At 66.2% G+C, this 20,341-nt stretch carries 17 protein-coding genes; 5 read left to right on the plus strand and 12 right to left on the minus strand.

Annotated elements, in window-relative coordinates:
• From AmiPiv_RS08340 to AmiPiv_RS08360, 5 genes are all read left to right on the plus strand, one after another.
• The coding region (locus AmiPiv_RS08340) for a formate--tetrahydrofolate ligase (RefSeq protein ID WP_340037303.1) at positions 1–121 on the plus strand (121 nt) is incomplete at its 5' end.
• Between the two features lie 398 nt (positions 122–519).
• Positions 520–1,107 (plus strand): TetR/AcrR family transcriptional regulator, encoded by a 588-nt coding sequence (locus AmiPiv_RS08345; protein WP_340036907.1) that lies wholly within the window; start codon positions 520–522, stop codon positions 1,105–1,107.
• Between the two features lie 82 nt (positions 1,108–1,189).
• The gene (locus AmiPiv_RS08350) at positions 1,190–2,404 is read left to right on the plus strand and encodes an efflux RND transporter periplasmic adaptor subunit (RefSeq protein WP_340036908.1); all 1,215 of its coding nucleotides are present in this window, start codon (positions 1,190–1,192) and stop codon (positions 2,402–2,404) included.
• 11 nt (positions 2,405–2,415) lie between these two features.
• Complete coding sequence (locus AmiPiv_RS08355; protein ID WP_340036909.1) at positions 2,416–5,556, plus strand: efflux RND transporter permease subunit; 3,141 nt, start codon at positions 2,416–2,418, stop codon at positions 5,554–5,556.
• Entirely contained in the window at positions 5,553–5,993 is a 441-nt protein-coding gene (locus AmiPiv_RS08360; protein ID WP_340036910.1) for a TetR/AcrR family transcriptional regulator, read from the plus strand. Before AmiPiv_RS08355 ends, AmiPiv_RS08360 begins: the two co-directional genes overlap by 4 nt.
• Before the next feature lie 85 nt (positions 5,994–6,078).
• Here the strand turns inward: AmiPiv_RS08360 and AmiPiv_RS08365 are convergent, their stop codons facing one another.
• From AmiPiv_RS08365 to sucD, 12 genes are all read right to left on the minus strand, one after another.
• Entirely contained in the window at positions 6,079–6,711 is a 633-nt protein-coding gene (locus AmiPiv_RS08365) for a sarcosine oxidase subunit gamma (protein ID WP_340036911.1), read from the minus strand.
• A complete protein-coding gene (locus AmiPiv_RS08370; protein WP_340036912.1) occupies positions 6,704–9,763 on the minus strand; it encodes a sarcosine oxidase subunit alpha family protein in 3,060 nt (1,019 codons plus the stop codon). Before AmiPiv_RS08370 ends, AmiPiv_RS08365 begins: the two co-directional genes overlap by 8 nt.
• 2 nt (positions 9,764–9,765) lie before the next feature.
• Entirely contained in the window at positions 9,766–10,074 is a 309-nt protein-coding gene (locus tag AmiPiv_RS08375; RefSeq protein WP_340036913.1) for a sarcosine oxidase subunit delta, read from the minus strand.
• A gap of 17 nt (positions 10,075–10,091) precedes the next feature.
• A complete protein-coding gene (locus tag AmiPiv_RS08380) occupies positions 10,092–11,345 on the minus strand; it encodes a sarcosine oxidase subunit beta family protein (protein ID WP_340036914.1) in 1,254 nt (417 codons plus the stop codon).
• 81 nt (positions 11,346–11,426) lie between these two features.
• On the minus strand, positions 11,427–12,770 hold the full coding sequence (gene glnT, locus AmiPiv_RS08385; RefSeq protein ID WP_340036915.1) for a type III glutamate--ammonia ligase: 1,344 nt from the start codon (positions 12,768–12,770) through the stop codon (positions 11,427–11,429).
• Between the two features lie 26 nt (positions 12,771–12,796).
• Entirely contained in the window at positions 12,797–14,125 is a 1,329-nt protein-coding gene (locus tag AmiPiv_RS08390; RefSeq protein WP_340036916.1) for an FMN-binding glutamate synthase family protein, read from the minus strand.
• Between the two features lie 8 nt (positions 14,126–14,133).
• On the minus strand, positions 14,134–14,871 hold the full coding sequence (locus tag AmiPiv_RS08395; RefSeq protein ID WP_340036917.1) for a GXGXG domain-containing protein: 738 nt from the start codon (positions 14,869–14,871) through the stop codon (positions 14,134–14,136).
• A gap of 4 nt (positions 14,872–14,875) precedes the next feature.
• A complete protein-coding gene (locus AmiPiv_RS08400) occupies positions 14,876–15,772 on the minus strand; it encodes a class II glutamine amidotransferase (protein ID WP_340036918.1) in 897 nt (298 codons plus the stop codon).
• Between the two features lie 338 nt (positions 15,773–16,110).
• Entirely contained in the window at positions 16,111–16,842 is a 732-nt protein-coding gene (locus AmiPiv_RS08405; protein WP_340036919.1) for a helix-turn-helix domain-containing protein, read from the minus strand.
• Between the two features lie 177 nt (positions 16,843–17,019).
• Positions 17,020–18,291 carry a glycerate kinase type-2 family protein gene (locus AmiPiv_RS08410; RefSeq protein WP_340036920.1) on the minus strand — a complete coding sequence of 424 codons (1,272 nt, stop codon included), beginning with the start codon at positions 18,289–18,291 and terminating at the stop codon, positions 17,020–17,022.
• Between the two features lie 26 nt (positions 18,292–18,317).
• The gene (locus AmiPiv_RS08415; RefSeq protein WP_340036921.1) at positions 18,318–19,286 is read right to left on the minus strand and encodes a 2-hydroxyacid dehydrogenase; all 969 of its coding nucleotides are present in this window, start codon (positions 19,284–19,286) and stop codon (positions 18,318–18,320) included.
• 152 nt (positions 19,287–19,438) lie between these two features.
• The gene (gene sucD, locus AmiPiv_RS08420) at positions 19,439–20,338 is read right to left on the minus strand and encodes a succinate--CoA ligase subunit alpha (protein ID WP_340036922.1); all 900 of its coding nucleotides are present in this window, start codon (positions 20,336–20,338) and stop codon (positions 19,439–19,441) included.
• Between the last annotated feature and the right edge of the window lie 3 nt (positions 20,339–20,341).

Here is a 20,341-nt window from a genome sequence, read left to right on the forward strand (position 1 = left end):
CGGCGCCGGCTTCGTCGTCGCCATCTGCGGCGAGATCATGACCATGCCCGGCCTGCCCAAGGCACCCTCCTCGGAGAAGATCTTCCTCAACGAACAGGGCCAGATCGAAGGCCTGTTCTGAGACGACGCTCCCAGGCGCTCCATCCCACCCTCCTGTCCCCCAGGCCCGGAGCGCCCTTTAAGGCCTGACACCGTGTGTCAGGCCTTCTTTCTTTCCGGTCCCATGTTCGACCCTCCGCCGCCTACGCGATCCCGCGCGGCACCCGTCACGTGCGCCGGTCAAAACGCCTTCACTTCATTGTGTGTATGAGGTGAGCCGCAAACGACCTTAAAGGCTACCCATGCTGGAACGTGATCGATCCGCTCGCGTGTCCGGCAGCTTGTAAAACGGGAACCTGCCGGACGGCCTGGCCGGCGCCTCCACCCACGTCGAGGGTAGAAATTGACATGGAATGTTGCGCTGCACATATAATAACCGACCAGTCGGTAATTAATTCGCCAGCAGCGAGGTGCGGGACCGTGGCACGCCCGAGGACGATCGATCAGGACGACATTCTCGACGCGGCGGAGGCCGTCGTGGTGCGCGACGGCGCGGCGCAGCTGACGCTCGAGGCCGTGGCAATGCAGGCGGGCATCAGCAAGGCGAGCGTCATCTACGACTACAAGTCCAAGCAGCAGTTGATCCGGGCGGTGATCCAGCGCCGCGTCCACAAGGAAAACGAGCGGGTGCAGGCCGCGACGGCTGCATTCGGCAACGCTCCCAATGCCGCGATCCACGGCCTCGTCGCCGCTGCGGCCGATGGCCCGCCAGACGATCTGCGCGCGGTGGCGGTCAATCTCGTCTCGGCGCTGGCGCATGACGCCGAGTCGCGCGGGATCATCGAAAAGGCCTACGAGCGGACGATCGCCACTTTGACCGAAGGATCGACGAACCCGCGCGGCGCCGTCCTGGCCTTCCTCGCCCTCGAAGGCCTCAAGAGGCTGGAATTGCACAAGCTGCATCCCTGGTCCGAGGTCCAGCGCGCAAGCATCCTTCAAGACATCGGCTGGCTGGTCGACGCCGAGCAGCTGCGTACCCCTCGCGACGGCCCGCCCGACGCCGGCTGACAGGCCGTCGTCCCCATAAACCACTACTTCGAAGCAGTCGCCGTTTCGGCAAACGTCAACCTTTTCTCTGGATTCCCCCCAAATGAAGATTACCGCCTTGCCGTTGAAGCTCGTCGCGGCCGCCGCCCTCCTTGCCTTTGTCGCCGGTTGCGGCGAGGCAGAGAGTTCGGCCGAGTCCCGGCCCACCCCGCCGCCGCCCGGTGTCAGCGTTGTCGAAGTCGTTCCCGAGACCCTGCCGATACTGAACGAGCTGCCGGGCCGCATCGCCCCCACCCGCATCGCCGAGGTGCGGCCGCGCGTGTCCGGCATCGTGCTCGAGCGCGTCTTCGAGCAGGGCAGCATGGTGAAGGAGGGCGACGTGCTCTACCGCATCGACCCGGCTTTGTTCCGCGCCCAGGTGGCGAGCGCCGAGGCGACGCTGCAGCGCGCGCAGGCCGTGCAGCTGCAGGCACGCCAGCAGGCCGACCGGCAGAGCGAGCTGCGCGAGCGCAACGTCTCCAGCGGCCAGCAGCTCGACAATGCGCTTGCCGCACTGGCGCAAGCCGACGCAGACGTGGCGATCGCCACCGCGGGCCTCGCGACCGCCAAGCTTAATCTCGACTATGCCGAGATCAAGGCGCCGATCTCCGGCCGCATCGGCCGCGCCATGGTCACAGAGGGTGCGCTGGTCAGCGCCAACGGCCCCGAGAGCCTTGCCACTATCCAGCAGATCGATCCGGTCTATGCCGACTTCACGCAATCCTCGAACGAGCTGCTGCGGCTCAGGCGCGCGCTCGAGAACGGCGCGGTGTCGAACGCCGAGGAAAGCGGTGCGCGCGTCACGCTGCGGCTCGACGACGGCAGTGAATATGCCCATCCCGGCAAGCTGTTGTTCCTCGAGGCCGCGGTGGACGCGACCACCGGACAGGTGACGCTGCGCGGCGAGTTCCCCAATCCGGAAGGCGACCTTCTGCCCGGCATGTATGTGCGCGTGCAGATCCAGCAGGGCGTCCAGCAGAACGCCGTTGCCGTTCCGCAGCAGGCGATCCAGCGCGACACCGGCGGCCGGGCGCAGGTCTACGTCGTCAACGACAAGAACGTGGCTGAACTCCGCACCGTTCAGGTCGGGCGTGTGGTCGGCGACCGCTGGGTCGTCGAGGAGGGTCTCAAGGCCGGCGACAAGGTCATCGTCGAGGGCTTCCAGAAGGTCAGGCCGGGCGCTCCGGTCGCCGCCCAGCCGTGGAAGGCTGCGGCCTCCGCCCCCGCAACCGGCGAGAGCCGCCCGACCGGGTCGAACAGCGCGCCCAAGGCCGGTTAAGGAAACGAAAAATGCCCCAGTTCTTCATCAATCGGCCCATCTTCGCATGGGTCGTGGCGATCTTCATCATGCTCGCCGGCGTGATCGCCCTGCCGTTCCTGCCCGTGGCGCAATATCCCAACGTGGCGCCGCCGCAGGTCACCATTTCGGCGAATTACGCGGGTGCCGCCCCCGAAGACATCTACCAGAGCGTGACGCGTCCGATCGAGGAAGAGCTGAACGGCGTCGAGGGGCTGATGTATTTCGAGTCGACGTCCGATTCCTCCGGCATGGTCAGCATCACGGCGACCTTCGCGCCCGGGACCGACAGCGGCCAGGCGTCCATCGACGTGCAGAACGCGGTCCGCCGCGCCGAGCCCCGCCTGCCGCAGATCGTCCAGCAGGTCGGCATCCGCATCGACGAGGCCGGCAGCGGCTTCCTGATGATGGTCGCCGTGACCTCGACGGACAATTCCCTCGACGTCGTCGGCCTCGGCGACTATCTCAGCCGCAACGTGCTCAGCGAAATCCGGCGCATCGACGGTGTCGGCAGTGCGCAGCTGTTTGCGACCCAGCGCGCGATGCGCATCTGGATCGACCCCGACAAGATGGTCGGCCTCAAGCTCACGACGGACGACATCACCAACGCGATCCGCTCGCAAAACGCCCAGGTCGCCGCGGGCCGCATCGGCGCCGACCCCAATCCGATCACCCAGCAGATCTCGGCCACCGTCCTGGTCAAGGGCCAGCTGACCTCGGCGGAGGAATTCGGCTCGATCGTGCTGCGCGCCAATCCCGACGGCTCTTCCGTCCGCCTGTCGGACGTCGCGCGCATCGAAGTCGGTGCCGAGAACTACAATTTCTCCACACGCCTCAACGGCAAGCCGAGCGCCGCAATCGCCGTGCAGCTGTCGCCGACCGGCAACGCACTCGCCACCTCCGATGCGGTGCGGGCGAAGATGGACGAGCTTTCGCGCTATTTCCCCTCGGGCATCGAATACGCAATTCCCTACGACACCTCGCCCTTCGTGAAGGTCTCGATCGAGAAGGTGATCAGCACGCTCGTCGAGGCAGTGCTGCTCGTCTTTGCGGTCATGTTCCTGTTCCTGCAGAACTTCCGCTACACGGTCATTCCCACTCTCGTGGTGCCCGTGGCGCTGCTCGGCACCTGCGCGGTCATGCTTGCCACCGGCTTCTCGATCAATGTGCTCACCATGTTCGCCATGGTGCTGGCGATCGGCATCCTCGTCGACGACGCCATCGTCGTGGTCGAGAACGTCGAGCGCATCATGGCCGAGGAAGGCCTGTCCCCACGCGAGGCCACTCGCAAGGCGATGAAGCAGATCTCGGGTGCGATCATCGGCATCACCGTGGTGCTGACGGCCGTGTTCGTGCCGATGGCATTCTTCCCGGGCGCGGTCGGCGTCATCTACCGGCAGTTCAGTCTGACGATGGTGGTGTCGATCCTGTTTTCCGGCTTCCTGGCGCTGTCGCTCACGCCGGCGCTCTGCGCCAGCTTCCTCAAGCCGATCACCAAGGGCCATCACGAGAAGAAGGGCTTCTTCGGCTGGTTCAACCGCGGCTTCGACCGCACGACGCGCAGCTACACCTCGGGCGTCGGCTGGGTGGTGAAGCGCGCCGGCCGCTTCATGGTCATCTACCTCGCGCTGCTCGCGGGTCTCGGCTGGGCCTTCATGCAGCTTCCGACCTCCTTCCTGCCCAACGAGGACCAGGGCTACCTGATCGTCGACATCCAGGGGCCGCCGGAATCGAGCAGCAACCGCACCGGTGCGATCGCCCAGCAGGTCGAGAAGGTGTTCATGGACGAGGAGGCGGTCGACCGCATGATCGTAGTGCGCGGCTACAGCTTCTCCGGCGCGGGCCAGAACGCCGGTCTCGCCTTCGTCACGCTGGACGACTGGAGCGAGCGCGACGATGAGAATTCGGCCGCGGCCATCGCGGGCCGGGCGAACAAGGCGCTGTTCCAGATGAAGGATGCGGTCTCGTTCGCGCTGTCGCCGCCGCCGATCCAGGGCCTCGGCACGTCCAACGGCTTCACCTTCCGTCTCCAGGACAGATCGGGCAGCGGCCAGCAGGCGTTGCTCGCGGCTCGAGACCAGTTGATGGCGGCCGCTGCCAAGAGCGAGATCGTCACCGGCGTGCGCGTCGAGGGCATGCCCGATGCCGCGCAGGTCAATCTCCTGATCGACCGCGAGAAGGCCAACACCTTCGGTGTGACCTTTGCCGACATCAACTCGACGATCTCGGCCAATCTCGGCTCGGCTTATGTCAACGACTTCCCGAACGCCGGCAGGATGCAGCGCGTGACGGTGCAGTCCGACGCAGGCCGGCGCATGCAGACCGAGGATCTCCTAAATCTCAACGTCCGCAACGCCCATGGCGGCATGGTTCCGCTGTCTTCCTTTGCCAGCGTCGAATGGCAGAAGGGGCCGGCCCAGATCGTCGGCTACAACGGCTATCCATCGGTGCGCATCAGCGGTCAGGCCGCCGCCGGCTACTCGTCGGGCGCTGCCATCGCCGAGATGGAGCGCCTGGCCGGAGAGTTGCCCGCCGGCTTCGGCTACGAATGGACCGGCCAGTCGCTTCAGGAGATCCAATCAGGTGCGCAGGCCCCTGCCCTGATCGGGCTCAGCATCCTGTTCGTGTTCCTTTTGCTTGCGGCACTCTACGAAAGCTGGTCGATTCCGCTGTCGGTCATCCTGGTCGTGCCGCTGGGCGTGCTGGGCTCGGTGCTCGCGGTCATGTACATGGGCATGCCGAACGACGTCTACTTCAAGGTGGGCCTGATCGCGATCATCGGACTTTCGGCCAAGAACGCGATCCTGATCATCGAGTTCGCCAAGGACCTGCGCAAGGAAGGCATGTCCCTTGTCGATGCGACGATCGAGGCGGCCAAGCTGCGCTTCCGGCCGATCATCATGACCTCGCTGGCCTTCAGCCTGGGCGTCGTGCCGCTGGCGATCGCCACCGGCGCCAGTGCTGCCAGCCAGAACGCCATCGGCACGGGCGTGCTGGGCGGCATGATCTCGGCGACAGTGCTCGCGGTCTTCTTCGTGCCCGTCTTCTTCGTGTTCATCATGAAGCTGTTCGGACGCGGCAAGACCCAGGCACAGGCAGCTGCACCGGAAGCGGTGCAGGTTCCGGCCGAATGAACGAGCGAGGCAGGGAGCCGGCCGCCCGCTTGCCGGCTCCGTCGCTGGATGCCGACCCGAAGCTCCGGCTCTATCGCGCGGCGGTCGCCGTCGCCCTGGAGCACGGCTTCGGCAAGGTCACGCTCGACGCCGTCGCCCGCGAGGCGGGCTTCAGCAAGGGGGGCTTGCTGCATCACTTCGCCAGCAAGAACGAGCTGATCCGGTCGATGCTGGCGCACTACGCCGACCCGGCGAACGGACAGGACCAAGGGGACGTCGGCGTCGACCCGCTCGCGGTCGCAGCTCTCGTCGCAGCGGCAGAGGACACCTCGCTGCTGGAGGCGATCAGCGGCAGCCTCGATGTGGCTACGGCTTACAGGCCGAAGGCTTGCACAGGGGAAACGGGCCAGGAGCTCGCACGCTGCCTGGTCAACCGGCTTCGGCTGCGCGGCGCCTGACAAGGGGGGACGTCGCGCAGCAGCAAGAAGAAGGCCCCGCTCGTCGAGAGCGGGGCTTTTTTCGCTTGAAGACCGTAGCCGGTCGCTATGCGGCGCGGGCGCTTGTCGCTTCGAAGCCGTATTCCATCGAGGAGTCGGCGATAACGTGCCACAGGCTGTCGGCGAAGCTGGTGAAAACCAGCATGTTGTAGACCGGATGGCCGTCAGCACCGTCAGCAGCGCGCCAGAAATTGACGGCGGTATGGTCGACCGATGTGTTGGCCGCAGTGCCTACAGGGAAAACGCTGTCATCGAGGTCGAGCGACGAGAATTTTGCGATCATGTCGCGGGCCCGTGGGCCCGAAACACGGATCAGGCAGCGTCCGTCGCACTGGTCCGACAGCGAAGCCACGCCCGCGAACGCGTTGTTCATGGCGTCGAGCTGGGCAGCCTCGTCGCCGCGCGGCGCAAAGACCGTGAACTGGTCGGGACCCGACCAGATCAGCGTCGCGCCCTTGCCGGCAACCGCCTTGGGCGTAGCCGGCGGCTCGGCGCCGAGCAGCTTCTTCGCCGCCTTGGCGGTGTCGGCGGCCTTGCCGCGGCGCGCCATTACCTGCATCAGCACGAGATCGCGGACTTCGGTGAGCGTCACGCCGGCCGTAGCACCCGCTGCGCCATGACGGCCGGGGACGAGCGCCTTAGCGAGCGGCGTCTGGGTGTTCCAGGAAAAATCAGCCACGCTGGCGCACTCCCTCGGGATCGTAGAAGACAGGGTTGCAGATTTCGGCCTCGTAGTCCTCGCTCCGCAGCGGATCGAAGATGCGGACGATTTCGCCGATGCGCTCGCGGCCGCGCTCGACCAGGCCGAGGCCGATCCATTGCTGCAACATCGGCGAGTAGCAGACCGAGGTGACGTAGCCCTGGTCGGTTTCGGGGCCGGCGATCGAACCCTTCGGCATGACATGGGCGCCCGAACGAAGCCTGCGCTTGGCGTCCACCGGCTTGATGCCGACGACGACCTGGCGGTCGGGTGCGGTCAAAGCCGGCCGACCGGCCATGACGCGGCCGATGAAGTCCTTCTTCTTGGACATCATCTTGCCCAGCCCGAGATCGTCGGCGGTGGTCGTGCCGTTGAGTTCAGGGCCGGCGACATGGCCCTTCTCGATGCGCATCACGCCCAGCGCTTCCGTGCCGTAGGGGGTGACGCCATAGGGCTTGCCGGCGATCATCAGGTTCTCGGCCATCGCCGCGCCATATCGCGCCGGCACCGAGATCTCGAAAGCCATCTCACCCGAGAAGGAGATGCGGAACAGTCGTGCCACAACGCCGCCGCGCAGCTTGACCTCGCGGGCGCCCATGAAGGGGAAGCCCTCGTTGCTGAGGTCCTCCGACGGATCGACCAGCGCCTGCAAGAGCTTGCGCGTGTTCGGGCCGGCGATGGAGAACTGCGCCCACTGGTCGGAGGCCGACGACAGCTGCACGTCGAGTTCGGGCCAGAGCACCTGGCGGCAGAATTCGAGATGCGCCATCACGGGGCCGGCCTTGGCCGTGGTGGTGGTGAGGAAGTAGTGGTCCTCGGCGAGACGCGACGTCGTGCCATCGTCCATGACGATGCCGTCCTCGCGCAGCATCAGGCCGTAGCGGGCCTTACCGACACCCAGCGCGGAGAAGGCATTGATGTAGACACGGTCGAGGAAGGTGCCGGCGTCAGCGCCGCGCACGTCGACCTTGCCGAGCGTCGAGACGTCGCAGAAGCCGACGCCGTTGCGCACCGCGAGCACTTCGCGCGTCACCGATTCCAGCCAGTCCTTCTCGCCCGGCTGCGGATACCATTGCGCCCGCTTCCACAGGCCGGTGTCGACGAACACGGCGCCACGGGCGGCGGCCCAGTGGTGCGACGGCGTCAGCCGCCAGGCGTGGAAATTCTCGTCGCGGTGGTGGCCGGCGAGCGCGCCGATGGCAACCGGCGCATAGGGCGGACGGTAGATCGTCGTCCCCGTTTCCGGGATGGTCCGGCCGGTCGCTGCGGCCATGATGGCGAGACCGGTGATGTTCGAGGTCTTGCCCTGGTCGGTTGCCATGCCGAGCGTGGTGTAGCGCTTGAGGTGCTCGACGCTCTCGAAGCCTTCGCGCTGCGCCAGCGTCACGTCGGAGGCGGTGACGTCGTGCTGGAAGTCGACGAAGGCCTTGCCCTTGGCCCTGACCTGCCACAGCGGCGAGATCGCATAGGCCTCGTCACCGGCTTCCGATACCTCGCCGGGATGGCCCGCAGCACCGCATTCGGCGGCGGCCGCGGCGCCCGCCGCATGGCCGTCGCGCAGGCAGGCACCGAGCGAGAACTCGCCATTGGCCGCGCCGGTCAGGCGCATGCCCCTGGGGGCATCGCCCGGCACGAAGGCGGCGATGTCTTCGCGCCACACCGGCTTGCCGCGATGGAAGCAGGAGAGCCCGACATTGGGGTTCCAGCCGCCCGAGACGGCCAGGCAATCGGCGTCGATCTGCTGGGTGCGGCCATTGCTGTCGGTGACGACGACGGCACGCACGCCGTCGACGCCGCCCTTGACGTCGGAGACACCGCCGGAAATCACCCGCAGATCCGACAGTTCGGCAACGGCCTGGTATTCGGCTGGCACCTTGCCGCGCGGATCGATGACCGCGGCGATGTCGCCGCCGGCCTGCTGGATCGCCTCGACCGTGCGCCAGCCGTCGTCGTTGTTGGTGAACAGCGCCACCTTGCGGCCGGGCATGGCGGCGAAGCGGTTGACATAGGTGCGCACCGCGGAAGCCATCATCACGCCGGGACGGTCATTGCCCGGGAAGACGATCGGCCGTTCGATGGCGCCGGCGGTGACGACCGAGCGCTTGGCGACGATGCGCCAGACGCGCTGGCGAACCTGATGCGGACCGGGAACCGGCACATGGTCGTTGACGCGCTCGAGCGCCGCGTGGACGCCGCCGTCATAGACGCCGAACAAGGCCGTGCGGGTCAAGACGCGGACATTGGGCAGGCCAGCGAGTTCTTCGCTTGCGCTTCGCACCCACTCCTCGGCATGCATGCCGTCGATCTCGCCGCCGTCGCTGAGCAGGCGGCCGCCGACATGGCTGTCCTCCTCGACCAGGATGACGCGCGAACCGGCGCGGCCGGCGGCGAGCGCCGCCGAAAGGCCGGCCGGACCGGCGCCGACGACGAGCACGTCGCAATGCGCCCAGGCCTTGTCGTAGTGGTCGGGATCGGGCAGTTCGGCGCTCTTGCCGAGGCCTGCGGCGCGGCGGATCAGCGGCTCGTAGATCTTCTCCCAGAACTTCGCCGGCCACATGAAGGTCTTGTAGTAGAAGCCGGCGACGAAGATCGGCGCGGCCAACTGGTTGATCGACATGAAGTCGCGGCGCAGCGACGGCCAGCGGTTCTGGCTGTTGGCGACCAGCCCGTCGTAGAGTTCCTGCGTGGTGGCGCGGGTGTTGGGCTCCTTGCGGGCCCCGGTGCGCATCTCGACCAGCGCGCTCGGCTCCTCGGAACCGGCGGTGATGATACCGCGCGGGCGGTGATACTTGAACGAGCGCGCCACCAGCTTGACGCCGTTGGCGACGAGCGCCGAGGCCAGCGTATCGCCGGCAAAGCCGGTCATGGCCTGGCCATCGAAGGTGAACTGCAGCGGCACCTTGCGGTCGATCAGGCCGCCGCTGCGCAGGCGGTGCGACTGGCTGGCCGAGGCGGCCTGGCTGCGGGCGCTGGAAGCGCTTTCCACTGCGGCTGTCCTGCCGAGCGACTCTGATTGGGAATAGCCCGACATGGTCACTCTCCTGCCTGCGCCGGCTTGGCAGCACCTGCACCTGGGGCTGCCTTCACCGATATGAATTCATGGGTGACCGTGTTGCGCTCGGCGATGAGCCAGGAGCGGCAGCCGCCGCCGTGGTACCAGTACTCGCGCATGACGCCGGCCACGTTGTCGCGCAGGTAGACGTAGTCGTAGAAGGCGTCCTCGACGAGTTCGGGGCTGTCGCCGCCGTCGATGGCAAAGGTGGGCCGCTTGGGCGAGGCGTCGCCGAGATAGGTGAACTCGCCGTTCTCGCGTTCGCCGCAGAAGGGACATGCAATACGCATTTCCGGGAATCTCGCTTTCAGTGCAGGTTTGGCTGGGCGCCCTGGCCCTTTTCGTCGATCATCGCGCCGCGGCGGAACCGGTCGAGCCGGAAGCGCGCCGCCTCGTGGTGCGGTTCGTCGCGGGCGAGCAGATGCGCGAAGACCAGGCCGGAGGCCGGCGTCGCCTTGAAGCCGCCGTAGCACCAGCCGGCATTGAGATAGAGGCCGTCGATGGGCGTCTTGTCGATGATCGGCGTGCCGTCCATCGACATGTCCATTATGCCGCCCCACTGGCGCAGCATGCGGACGCGGCCGATCATCGGCATCACGGCCATGCCGCCTTCGCAGACATCCTCGATCACCGGCATGTTGCCACGCTGGGCGTAGGAATTGTAGCCGTCGAGATCGCCGCCGAAGACGAGGCCGCCCTTGTCGGACTGGCTGATGTAGAAGTGGCCGGCGCCGAAAGTGATGACGCCCGGGATCAGCGGCTTGATCGCCTCGGAGACGAAGGCCTGCAGCACGTGGCTCTCGATCGGCAGCTTCATGCCGGCCATGGCCGCGACCCGCGAGGTGTTGCCGGCGACCGCCATGCCGACCTTGCCGGCGCCGATCCTGCCGCGGCTCGTCTCCACGCCGGTGACTTTGCCGTTCTGGTCGCGCACGAAGCCGGTGACCTCGCAATTCTGGATGATGTCGACGCCGCGCTGGTCGGCGGCGCGCGCATAGCCCCAGACGACGGCGTCGTGGCGGGCCGTGCCGGCGCGGCGCTGCAGCAGGCCGCCCATGATCGGGAAACGCGGGCTGTCGTAATTCAGGAACGGCAGCTCCTTGCGGATCTGCACTGCGTCCAAAAGCTCGGCGTCGATGCCGTTGATGCGCATGGTGTTGCCGCGGCGGGCAAACGCGTCGCGCTGCGCGTCGGAGTGATAGAGGTTGATGATGCCGCGCTGGCTGACCATCGCGTTGTAGTTCAGGTCCTGCTCCATGCGCTCCCAGAGCTTCATCGACAGCTCGTAGAAGCCGGTATTGCCTGGCAGGCCGTAGTTGGAGCGGATGATGGTGGTGTTGCGGCCGGCGTTGCCGGAGCCGATCCAGCCCTTCTCCAGCACCGCGACGTTGCGGATGCCGTATTCGTGGGCAAGGAAGTAGGCGGTCGCGAGGCCATGGCCGCCGCCGCCGATGATGACCACGTCGTAGTGGCTCTTGGGTGCCGGATCGCGCCAGGCCCGGGTCCAGCCCTTGTGACCGGACAAAGCGGCCTTGGCGAGTGAGAAGATCGAATATTTCATCGCATGAGTTCCGGCGAAATTTGACACGTGCTTGGACTGCGCCCGACCCGAAGGCCGGGCGCTGTGCCTGGTGCTGGCGCCTCAGACGTCCAGCGTGTGGTCGCGCTCCCACTGGGTGAAGTGCGAGGCGTAGGAGTTCCACTCCTGGGTCTTCAGCTTGATGAAGGCGGAGGAGAAGTCCTCGCCCATCGCGGCCTTGAGCTCGGCGTCTTCGTCATAGGCACGAAGCGCATCGAGCAGGTTGAGCGGCAGCTTGGCGCCGTGGGTGACCGTGTGGCCTTCCCGGTACATGTCGACATCGCTGCGCGGGCCGGGATCGGCCTTGGTGCGGATGCCGCTGAGGCCGGCGGCGATGATCACAGCCTGCATCAGGTAGGGGTTGGCCGCGCCGTCCGGCAGGCGCAGTTCGAAGCGGCCCGGACCGGGCACGCGCACCATGTGGGTGCGGTTGTTGCCGGTCCAGGTCACTGTGTTCGGCGCCCAGGTCGCACCCGAGAGCGTGCGCGGGGCGTTGATGCGCTTGTAGGAGTTGACGGTCGGGTTGCAGATCGCCGCGAGCGCCGAGGCGTGCTTCATGATGCCGCCGAGGAAGTGCCTGCCCTTCTCCGAGAGGCCGAGCTCCATGCTCTTGTCGGCGAAGGCGTTCGACTTGCCGGCGAGATCCCAGACCGAGATGTGGGCATGGCAGCCGGAGCCGGTCAGGCCCTGGAAGGGCTTCGGCATGAAGGTGGCGCGCAGGCCGTGCTTCTCGGCGATCGAGCGGACCATGAACTTGAAGAAGGAGTGCTTGTCGGCGGTCTGCAGAACGTCGTCATACTCCCAGTTCATTTCGAACTGGCCGTTCGCGTCCTCATGGTCGTTCTGGTAGGGCTTCCAGCCGAGGTCGAGCATCGCGTCGCAGATCTCGGCGATGACGTCGAAGCGGCGCATCACCGCCTGCTGGTCGTAGCAGGACTTGGCGGCCGTGTCGTACTCGTCGGCGATTTGGTTGCCGTCAGGCGTCGTGAGGAAGAACTCCGGCTCGACACCGGTCTTTACGCGCATGCCTTCCTTGGCGGCTTCGGCGACGAGGCGCTTCAGCGTGTTGCGCGGAGCCTGCGAGACCCCCTTGCCTTCCATCAGGCAGTCCGAAGCGAGCCAGGCCACTTCGGGGCGCCAGGGCAGCTGGATGACCGAGGACGGATCCGGCACGGCCAGCATGTCGGGATGTGCCGGCGTGAGGTCCAGCCACGTGGCGAAGCCGGCGAAGCCGGCTCCCTCCTTCTGCATGTCTCCGATGGCCTGGGCGGGCACCAGCTTGGCGCGCTGACCGCCGAACAGGTCCGTGTAGGAGACCATGAAGTACTTGATGTTGCGAGCCCTTGCGAACTCCTTGAGATCAGTCACCTCGGACTGGTCGATTTTGGCTTCGAAGGCCGTTCCCATGAATTGCTCCTCCCAATCCTTGTGGTTTAAAAGGCACCCTTCCCCGGTACCCAGTTTGTCCCCGCAAGCGGCACGCCGGCCATGGCGGCTGCCTCGATCGTCAGAGCGCAGAGATCCTCAGGCTCGAGATTGTGCAGGTGATTCTTGCCGCAGGCGCGAGCAATGGTCTGTGCCTCGAGCGTCATGACCTTCAGGTAATTTGCCAGACGGCGGCCCGCCGCGATCGGATCGACGCGCTTCATCAGCTCGGGATCCTGCGTGGTGATGCCGGCCGGGTCCTTGCCCTCGTGCCAGTCGTCGTAAGCACCGGAGGTGGTGCCAAGCTTCTGGTATTCGCTCTCCCAACGCGGATCGTTGTCACCCAGTGCGACCAGAGCCGCGGTTCCGATAGATACTGCATCGGCGCCGAGTGCCAGCGCTTTGGCCACGTCCGCGCCATTGCGTATGCCACCGGAGACGATCAGCTGGACCTTGCGATGCATGCCGAGGTCCTGCAGCGCCTTCACCGCCGGACGGATGCAGGCGAGCGTCGGCTGGCCGACGTGCTCGATGAACACTTCCTGCGTCGCCGCGGTACCGCCCTGCATGCCGTCGAGCACGACGACGTCGGCGCCAGCCTTCACTGCGAGGGCCGTGTCGTAGTAGGGGCGTGCGCCGCCCACCTTGACGTAGATCGGCTTTTCCCAGTCGGTGATCTCGCGGATTTCGAGGATCTTGATCTCGAGATCGTCCGGACCTGTCCAGTCGGGGTGGCGGCAGGCCGAGCGCTGGTCGATGCCCTTGGGCAGGGTGCGCATCTCGGCGACGCGGTCGGAGATCTTCTGGCCCAGCAGCATGCCGCCGCCGCCCGGCTTGGCGCCCTGGCCGACCACGATTTCAATGGCATCGGCACGGCGCAGGTCGCGCGGGTTCATGCCGTAGCGCGACGGCAGGTACTGGTAGACCAGCTGCTTGGAGTGACCGCGCTCTTCCTCGGTCATGCCGCCGTCGCCGGTGGTGGTCGACGTGCCCGAAAGGGTGGCGCCGCGGCCGAGGGCTTCCTTGGCCGGGCCCGACAGCGAGCCGAAGCTCATGCCGGCGACCGTGACCGGGATCTTCAGTTCGATCGGCTTCTTGGCATAGCGGGTGCCGAGAACCACCGAAGTATCGCAGCGTTCGCGATAGCCCTCCAGCGGATAGCGCGAGATCGAGGCGCCGAGGAACAGGAGGTCGTCGAAGTGCGGAACCTTGCGCTTGGCGCCCGAGCCGCGGATGTCGTAGATGCCCGTCGCTGCGGCGCGACGGATTTCGGACATCGCGTATTCATCGAAGGTTGCCGACTTGCGGGGCGTCGTCGGAGGATTGTGATAGCTCATTTTGTTCCTCAGTAAGCGTCGGCGTTGTCGATGTTGAAGTTGTAGAGCGTGCGCGCCGAACCGTAGCGCGTGAACTCTTCGGGCTTGACGTCGCTGATGCCGGCGCGGTCGAGCAGATCCTTCAGGATGGCGATGTGCTCGGGGCGCATCTCCTTCTTGATGCAGTCCGCGCCGAGGCTCTTGACCGAGCCGCGCACGAACAGGCGGGCTTCGTAGATCGAGTCGCCGAGTGCATCGCCGGCATCGCCCAGCACCACCAGGTTGCCCGACTGGGCCATGAAGGCCGACATGTGGCCGATATTGCCGCGGACGACGATGTTGATGCCCTTCATCGAGATGCCGCAGCGCGACGAGGCGTTGCCTTCGATGACCAGCAGGCCGCCGCGGCCGGTGGCGCCGGCATACTGGCTGGCGTCACCCTTCACGACGATGGTGCCCGACATCATGTTTTCGCCGACGCCCGGGCCGGCCGAGCCGTGCACGGTGATGGTGGCGTTCTGGTTCATGCCGCCGCAATAGTAGCCGACACTGCCCTGCACATCGATGGAGATCGGGTGCTCGGCGCCGACGGCGACCGCGTGGCTGCCCTTCGGATTGAGAACCTCCCAATTCGGCTCGCCGGTCGCGTCCTTGACCTCATGGAGGGCTTGGTTGAATTCGCGCAAGGTGTTCTTCGACAAGTCGAAGATCTTGGGCGCGTAGTTGACCTCATGCAGGGGGGCCGTCGCAAGATTCGTTGAATGCATAGTCTCAGTGCTCCCAGAAATAGACGGTGGACGGTTCCGGCTCCCAGACCCGGGCTTCCTCGATCCCGGGCAGGTTTGCGAGTGCGCGATACTCGGAGCCGAAGGCGACGTACTGATCGGTCTCGGCCATGACGGCCGGCTTGCAGGAGATCGGGTCGCGGACGACGCCGAAGCCATTCTTGGTGCCGACCACGAAGGTGAAGAAGCCGTCGAGGTCGTTGAGGCTGCTTTCCAGTGCCTCGCCGAGATTCTGGCCGTGGGCGATCTTGGACGAGAGATAGGCGGCCGCGACCTCGGTATCGTTCTCGGTCTCGAAGCGCATGCCGTCGCGGATCAGTTCGCGGCGCAGGTTGTTGTGGTTCGACAGCGAGCCGTTGTGCACCAGGCATTGGTCCGGACCGGTCGAGAAGGGGTGCGCGCCCAGCGTGGTGACGGCGGATTCGGTGGCCATGCGGGTGTGGCCGATGCCGTGGCTGCCGCTCATCTTGGTGACGTCGAAGCGCTTCACGACTTCGACCGGCAGGCCGACTTCCTTGTAGATTTCGATCGCTTCGCCAGCACCCATGATCCGCACGTTCGGGCGCAGCTCGGCAATCGCGGCACGGGCTTCCCCGATCTTGTCGGCGGGCACGTCCAGGACCGCGTGGGTCGACTTGATGGTCGCCGAGACCTTGGCGCCGATCTTCTTGCCGAGCTCGGCGTCGAGGCCCTTGAAGTCCTCTTCCGCAGCGGCCGACTGAACGGTGATCTTGCCTTGGCCCTTGGCGCCTGCGCCGTAGATGGCGATGCCGGCACTATCGGGGCCGCGGTCCGTCATGGTCACGAGCATTTCGGACAGCAGCGCGCCCAGCTGGGGCTCCAGCGACTTGTCCTTCAGAAAGAGTCCTACAATTCCGCACATCCGGGTTTCCTCACCTCTTTGGCTGCCTGTGACAAAAGCTAGCAGGTTCCCGGAGTGAATTCAACTGTGATGAATTTTTTATTCCTGTAGAAAAACATCTTGGTCGTGAGGGGCGCGAGGCGGTCGACCGGGCCGCGGCCGAACCGCCCTCCCCCGACTTGGTTGCGGGAAATCCCCACCTCTTGCGGGCTTTCGACCGGAAGAGCGGCCTTCGGCGCGGGACCAATTGCAGGTGGATGCGGCACGCACATGCCCGTTCGCTCGCGCCGGCAGCGCAAGCGGTGTGTCGTCGCCCGATTTGTCTGTGGTTGGGGAGAGTGCGGCGCCCAACCGAGCGCTTAGTCGTTTCCGCGGTTGCGCGGATAGGAGATGATCGACAGATACTTGATCGGCAGGTGCGTCAGTTCTTCCGGCCCGTGTGGAGCGTCGGCGTCGAAGAACAGGCTGTCGCCGGGCGTCATGCGGTAGAGATTGTTGCTGTGGCGGTAAACGACCTCGCCCTCCAGCATGTAGAGGAACTCCATGCCGTCATGCTGGAACGTCGGGAAGACGTCCGAATCCTCGGTCAGCGTGATCAGGTAGGGCTCGACCGTCACGCCGCTGGTGTCGGAACCGATATGGCCGAGCAGCGTGTACTGGTGGCCGGCGCGCGTGCCGCGCCGTTCGACGTCGACCCCCTCGCCGGCCTTGACGAAGACGGCGTTGCGCTCCTCCTCGAAGCGGCGGAAGAAGGAGGTGAGCGGCACGCCCAATGCCCGCGAAAGTGCCTGCAGCGTGGTCAGCGACGGCGAGGTGATGCCGTTCTCGATCTTCGACAGCATGCCGAGCGAGATGTCGGTGGTGGCGGCAAGGTCGGCGACGGTGATGCCGAGCTTCTTGCGGAAGGCGCGCACTTCATGGCCGATCGCAACTTCGAGCACCTTTTCCCGGGTGTCGCGCGTGGCATGGGGATCCTGCGTCAGCGGCGAGACGCGGGCAAGTGCCGCCTTGGCGGCGCCGCTAGCCACGCCGACATGCGCCGTCTTGCCATTCTTCTTGCTGGACCCGTGGTTTGCCTTTTCCTTGGACATGCCTGCCTCGCTGAATTTATTTCACCGAGAGTAAACATTTTCCAGGGATTACACAACAGTTGTAGGCGCCTGCATTGACGCTGCGGCGACCCCTGTGCCCGGCGTCTGCACGGGCAGTGAGGAGAGTTGCGGGATGCATGCCGGCCCGGAACTCAGGCCGGTCGGGCGGCTGCCCGGTCACTGCATCAGCAGGATCTGCAGGTCGGCGACATTGGTGCCCGTGGCGCCGGTGATCAGCAGGTCACCGGAGGATTCCAGGGCATGGTAGGAATCGTTGTTCTCCAGCAGCGCCACCGGATTGCAGCCGACCTTGCGCATCCAGCTCGTTGAGCTCGGATCGACGATGCCGCCCGCGGCGTCGGTCGGCCCGTCGCGCCCGTCGGTGCCGCCGCTGAGGAACACCCAGGGCCGCTTGATGGCGGCCCACTCGTTGAGCAGTGCAAAGCGCAGCGCCAGTTCCTGGTTGCGCCCGCCGATGCCGGTGCCGGCGACGCGTACGGTCGGTTCGCCGCCGGCGACGATGGCGACAGGACCGCGCTGGCTTGCCGCAAAGATCGCCATGCGGTGCAGCGTTTCCGCCACGTCCGAAACGTCGCCGCTCAGCCAGTCGTCCGCCTTGACCACGACAGGGTAGCTCGCCTCGGCACTCGCCATCACCTGGTGCAGGCTGATGCTGTTGGAGCCGATCACCATGTTCTCGACATGGTCGAAGCGCATCGGCTCGTCGCGCTCCAGAAGGTGGTCGACATGCGTGCGCAGCGCCGCGGGCAGGGTTTCGCGCAATCCGTAATGGTCGATGATCTCGAGCGCGTCGGCCGCAGAGGCCGACGGCTGCGCCGTCGGCCCGCTGGCGATGGTGCCGACGTCGTCGCCCGGCACGTCGGACAGGATGAGCGACAGCATCTTCGCGCTTGAGGCCAACTGGGCCAGCCGCCCTCCCTTGAGGCGCGAGAACTGCTGGCGCACGGCGTTGATTTCGTTGATTTCCGCGCCCGAGCGGATCAGCGCGTCGTTGAGTGCGATCTTGTCGGCGAGCGAAACGCCCGGCACCGGCGCGCAGATCAGCGCCGAACCGCCGCCGCTGACCAGCACCAGCACGAGATCGCCCGGCTCGGCCGCCCGGGCGGCCCTTTCGACGGCATAGGCGCCGGCTATACTGCCTTCATCCGGCAGCGGATGGCCGCCGGCGATGACATCCACCCCGGCGATGGGCGCGAGGTTCTCGCGGTTGGTGACCGCGCAGGCGAGATGCAGCTTGTCGGATACGAAAGGCAGGGCAGCGCGCATCATCGGGCATGCGGCCTTGCCGAAGGCGATCAGGATCACCCGCTTGGCCGCAGCGATGTCGCCGCGACGGCCTTCGAGCGCGGAAGTGACCGCCCGCTCGGGATCCGAAGCAGCGATGCCCTGGCGGAACAGGGCGATCGCCTGTTCGCGAAGCTTCGTCATTGCCGGAGCCGAGCGGTCCTGGGTCATCACACCACCTTGTCGGGTAAGGGGCGGCCCTCGAAGAAGGCGGTGAGGTTTGCGACCGCCTTCATGCCCATGGCCACCCGGGTTTCCTCCGTGGCGCTGCCAAGATGCGGCAGAAGCACCACATTCTCCAGTTCGATCAGTCCCGCAGGCACGTCGGGCTCGCCGTCATAGACGTCGAGGCCGGCGCCGGCGATCTGGCCGGCCTGAAGCGCCGCCACCAGCGCCTTCTGGTCGACCACGTCGCCCCGTGCCGTGTTGATGAGGAAGGCGCCGCGCTTCATCGCGCCGAGCCGTTCCGCATTGATGAGATGCCGGTTTTCCGCCCCGCCCGGGCAATGCAGCGAGACGAAATCGGCCTCCGCCAGGACGTCCTCGATGCTGGCGAGCTGGCGCGCGCCCATGGCGCGGGTTTCTTCGTCGTCCACCTTCGAGCGGTTGTAGAAGACGACTTCCATGTCGAAGCCGAAATGGGCGCGCTTGGCCATGGCTTTGCCGATGCGGCCCATGCCGATGATGCCGATGGTCTTGCCGGTCACCTTGGTGCCGATCATGTGGGTCGGGCACCAGCCTGCCCATTCGCCGGCGCGCAGCTGGCGTTCGCCCTCGCCTGCGCGGCGGGCAACGGAGAGCAGCAGACTCATGCCGATGTCGGCGGTGCAGTCGGTCAGCACGCCGGGCGTGTTGGTGACGGTGATGCCGCGGGCCTTGGCCGCTTCGATGTCGATGTGGCTGAAGCCGACGCCGAAATTGGCGAGCAGCTTGGTGCGGTTGTCCGCATCCGGAAAGATCGCCGCCGGCAGCTTGTCGCTGACGGTGGGCAGGATCGCGTCGAAGTTCAGGAATGCCGCCTTGAGCTGGGTCGGGCTCAGCGGGGCGTCGCCTTGATTGAACGTGGTGTCGAACCGTTCCGCAAGGATCTGTTCGACCGCCTGAGGCCAGCGCCGCGTGACAATAACCCGAGGTTTCATTGCATTTCCCTAGAATGGACATGGAGCGCCGCGCCGCTCATGCGAGCTGCGGCAGCCTTAGACTACGCATCGATCTCCGCGAGATCGAGACCGATCTTCGGACCGGACCGAGAAAGGGAGCCGGTCGGCGCCGGCTCCCCCGAAAGGCCGGGTCAGGCGGCCTTCCTCTGCTGCTCGAGCACGCCGGCGACGGTCGGGCCGAAGGCTGCCGGTGTCGGCACGATCGTCACGCCTGCATCGCGCAGAATCTCGACCTTTTCCTGGGCCGATTCGCCGAAGGCGGAGATGATGGCGCCAGCATGGCCCATGCGCTTGCCCTTCGGCGCCGACAGGCCGGCGATGTAGGCTATCAGCGGCTTGCGCATGTGGTGCTTGGCCCATTCCGCGGCTTCCGCTTCCTGCGGGCCGCCGATCTCGCCGATCATGACCACGGCATCCGTGTCCGGATCTTCCTCGAACAGCTTGAGGATGTCCTTGAAGGACGAGCCGTTGATCGGGTCGCCGCCGATGCCGACCGAGGTCGAGACGCCGATGCCCAGCGCCTTCATCTGCGAGGCGGCCTCGTAGCCGAGCGTGCCGGAGCGGCCGACGATCCCGACGCGGCCCGGCAGGTAGATGTTGCCGGGCATGATGCCCATCAGCGCCTGGCCGGGCGTGATGACGCCGGCGCAGTTGGGGCCGACGAGCCGCATGCGGTCTTCGTAGCGGAAGCGGCGCATGTAGCGCTTCACCCGCATCATGTCCTGGGAGGGGATGCCGTCGGTGATGCAGACGCAGAGCTTCAGGCCGGCCTCGGCGGCTTCCATGATGGAATCAGCCGCGAAGGGCGGCGGCACGAACACGATGGAAGCTTCGGCACCGGTCTCGCGCACGGCGCCCCTGACGGTGTTGAACACAGGGATGCCCTGGTGCACCTGGCCGCCTTTGCCGGGGGTCACGCCGCCGACCACGTTGGTGCCGTAGCGCTTCATGTCGTCGGCATGGAAGGAGCCGATCTTGCCGGTGAGGCCCTGGACGATGACGCGCGTCCTGCGATTCAAGAGAACTGCCATTTC

Origin of the sequence: Aminobacter sp. Piv2-1, from assembly GCF_037625995.1 — a bacterium.
Taxonomy (GTDB): domain Bacteria; phylum Pseudomonadota; class Alphaproteobacteria; order Rhizobiales; family Rhizobiaceae; genus Aminobacter.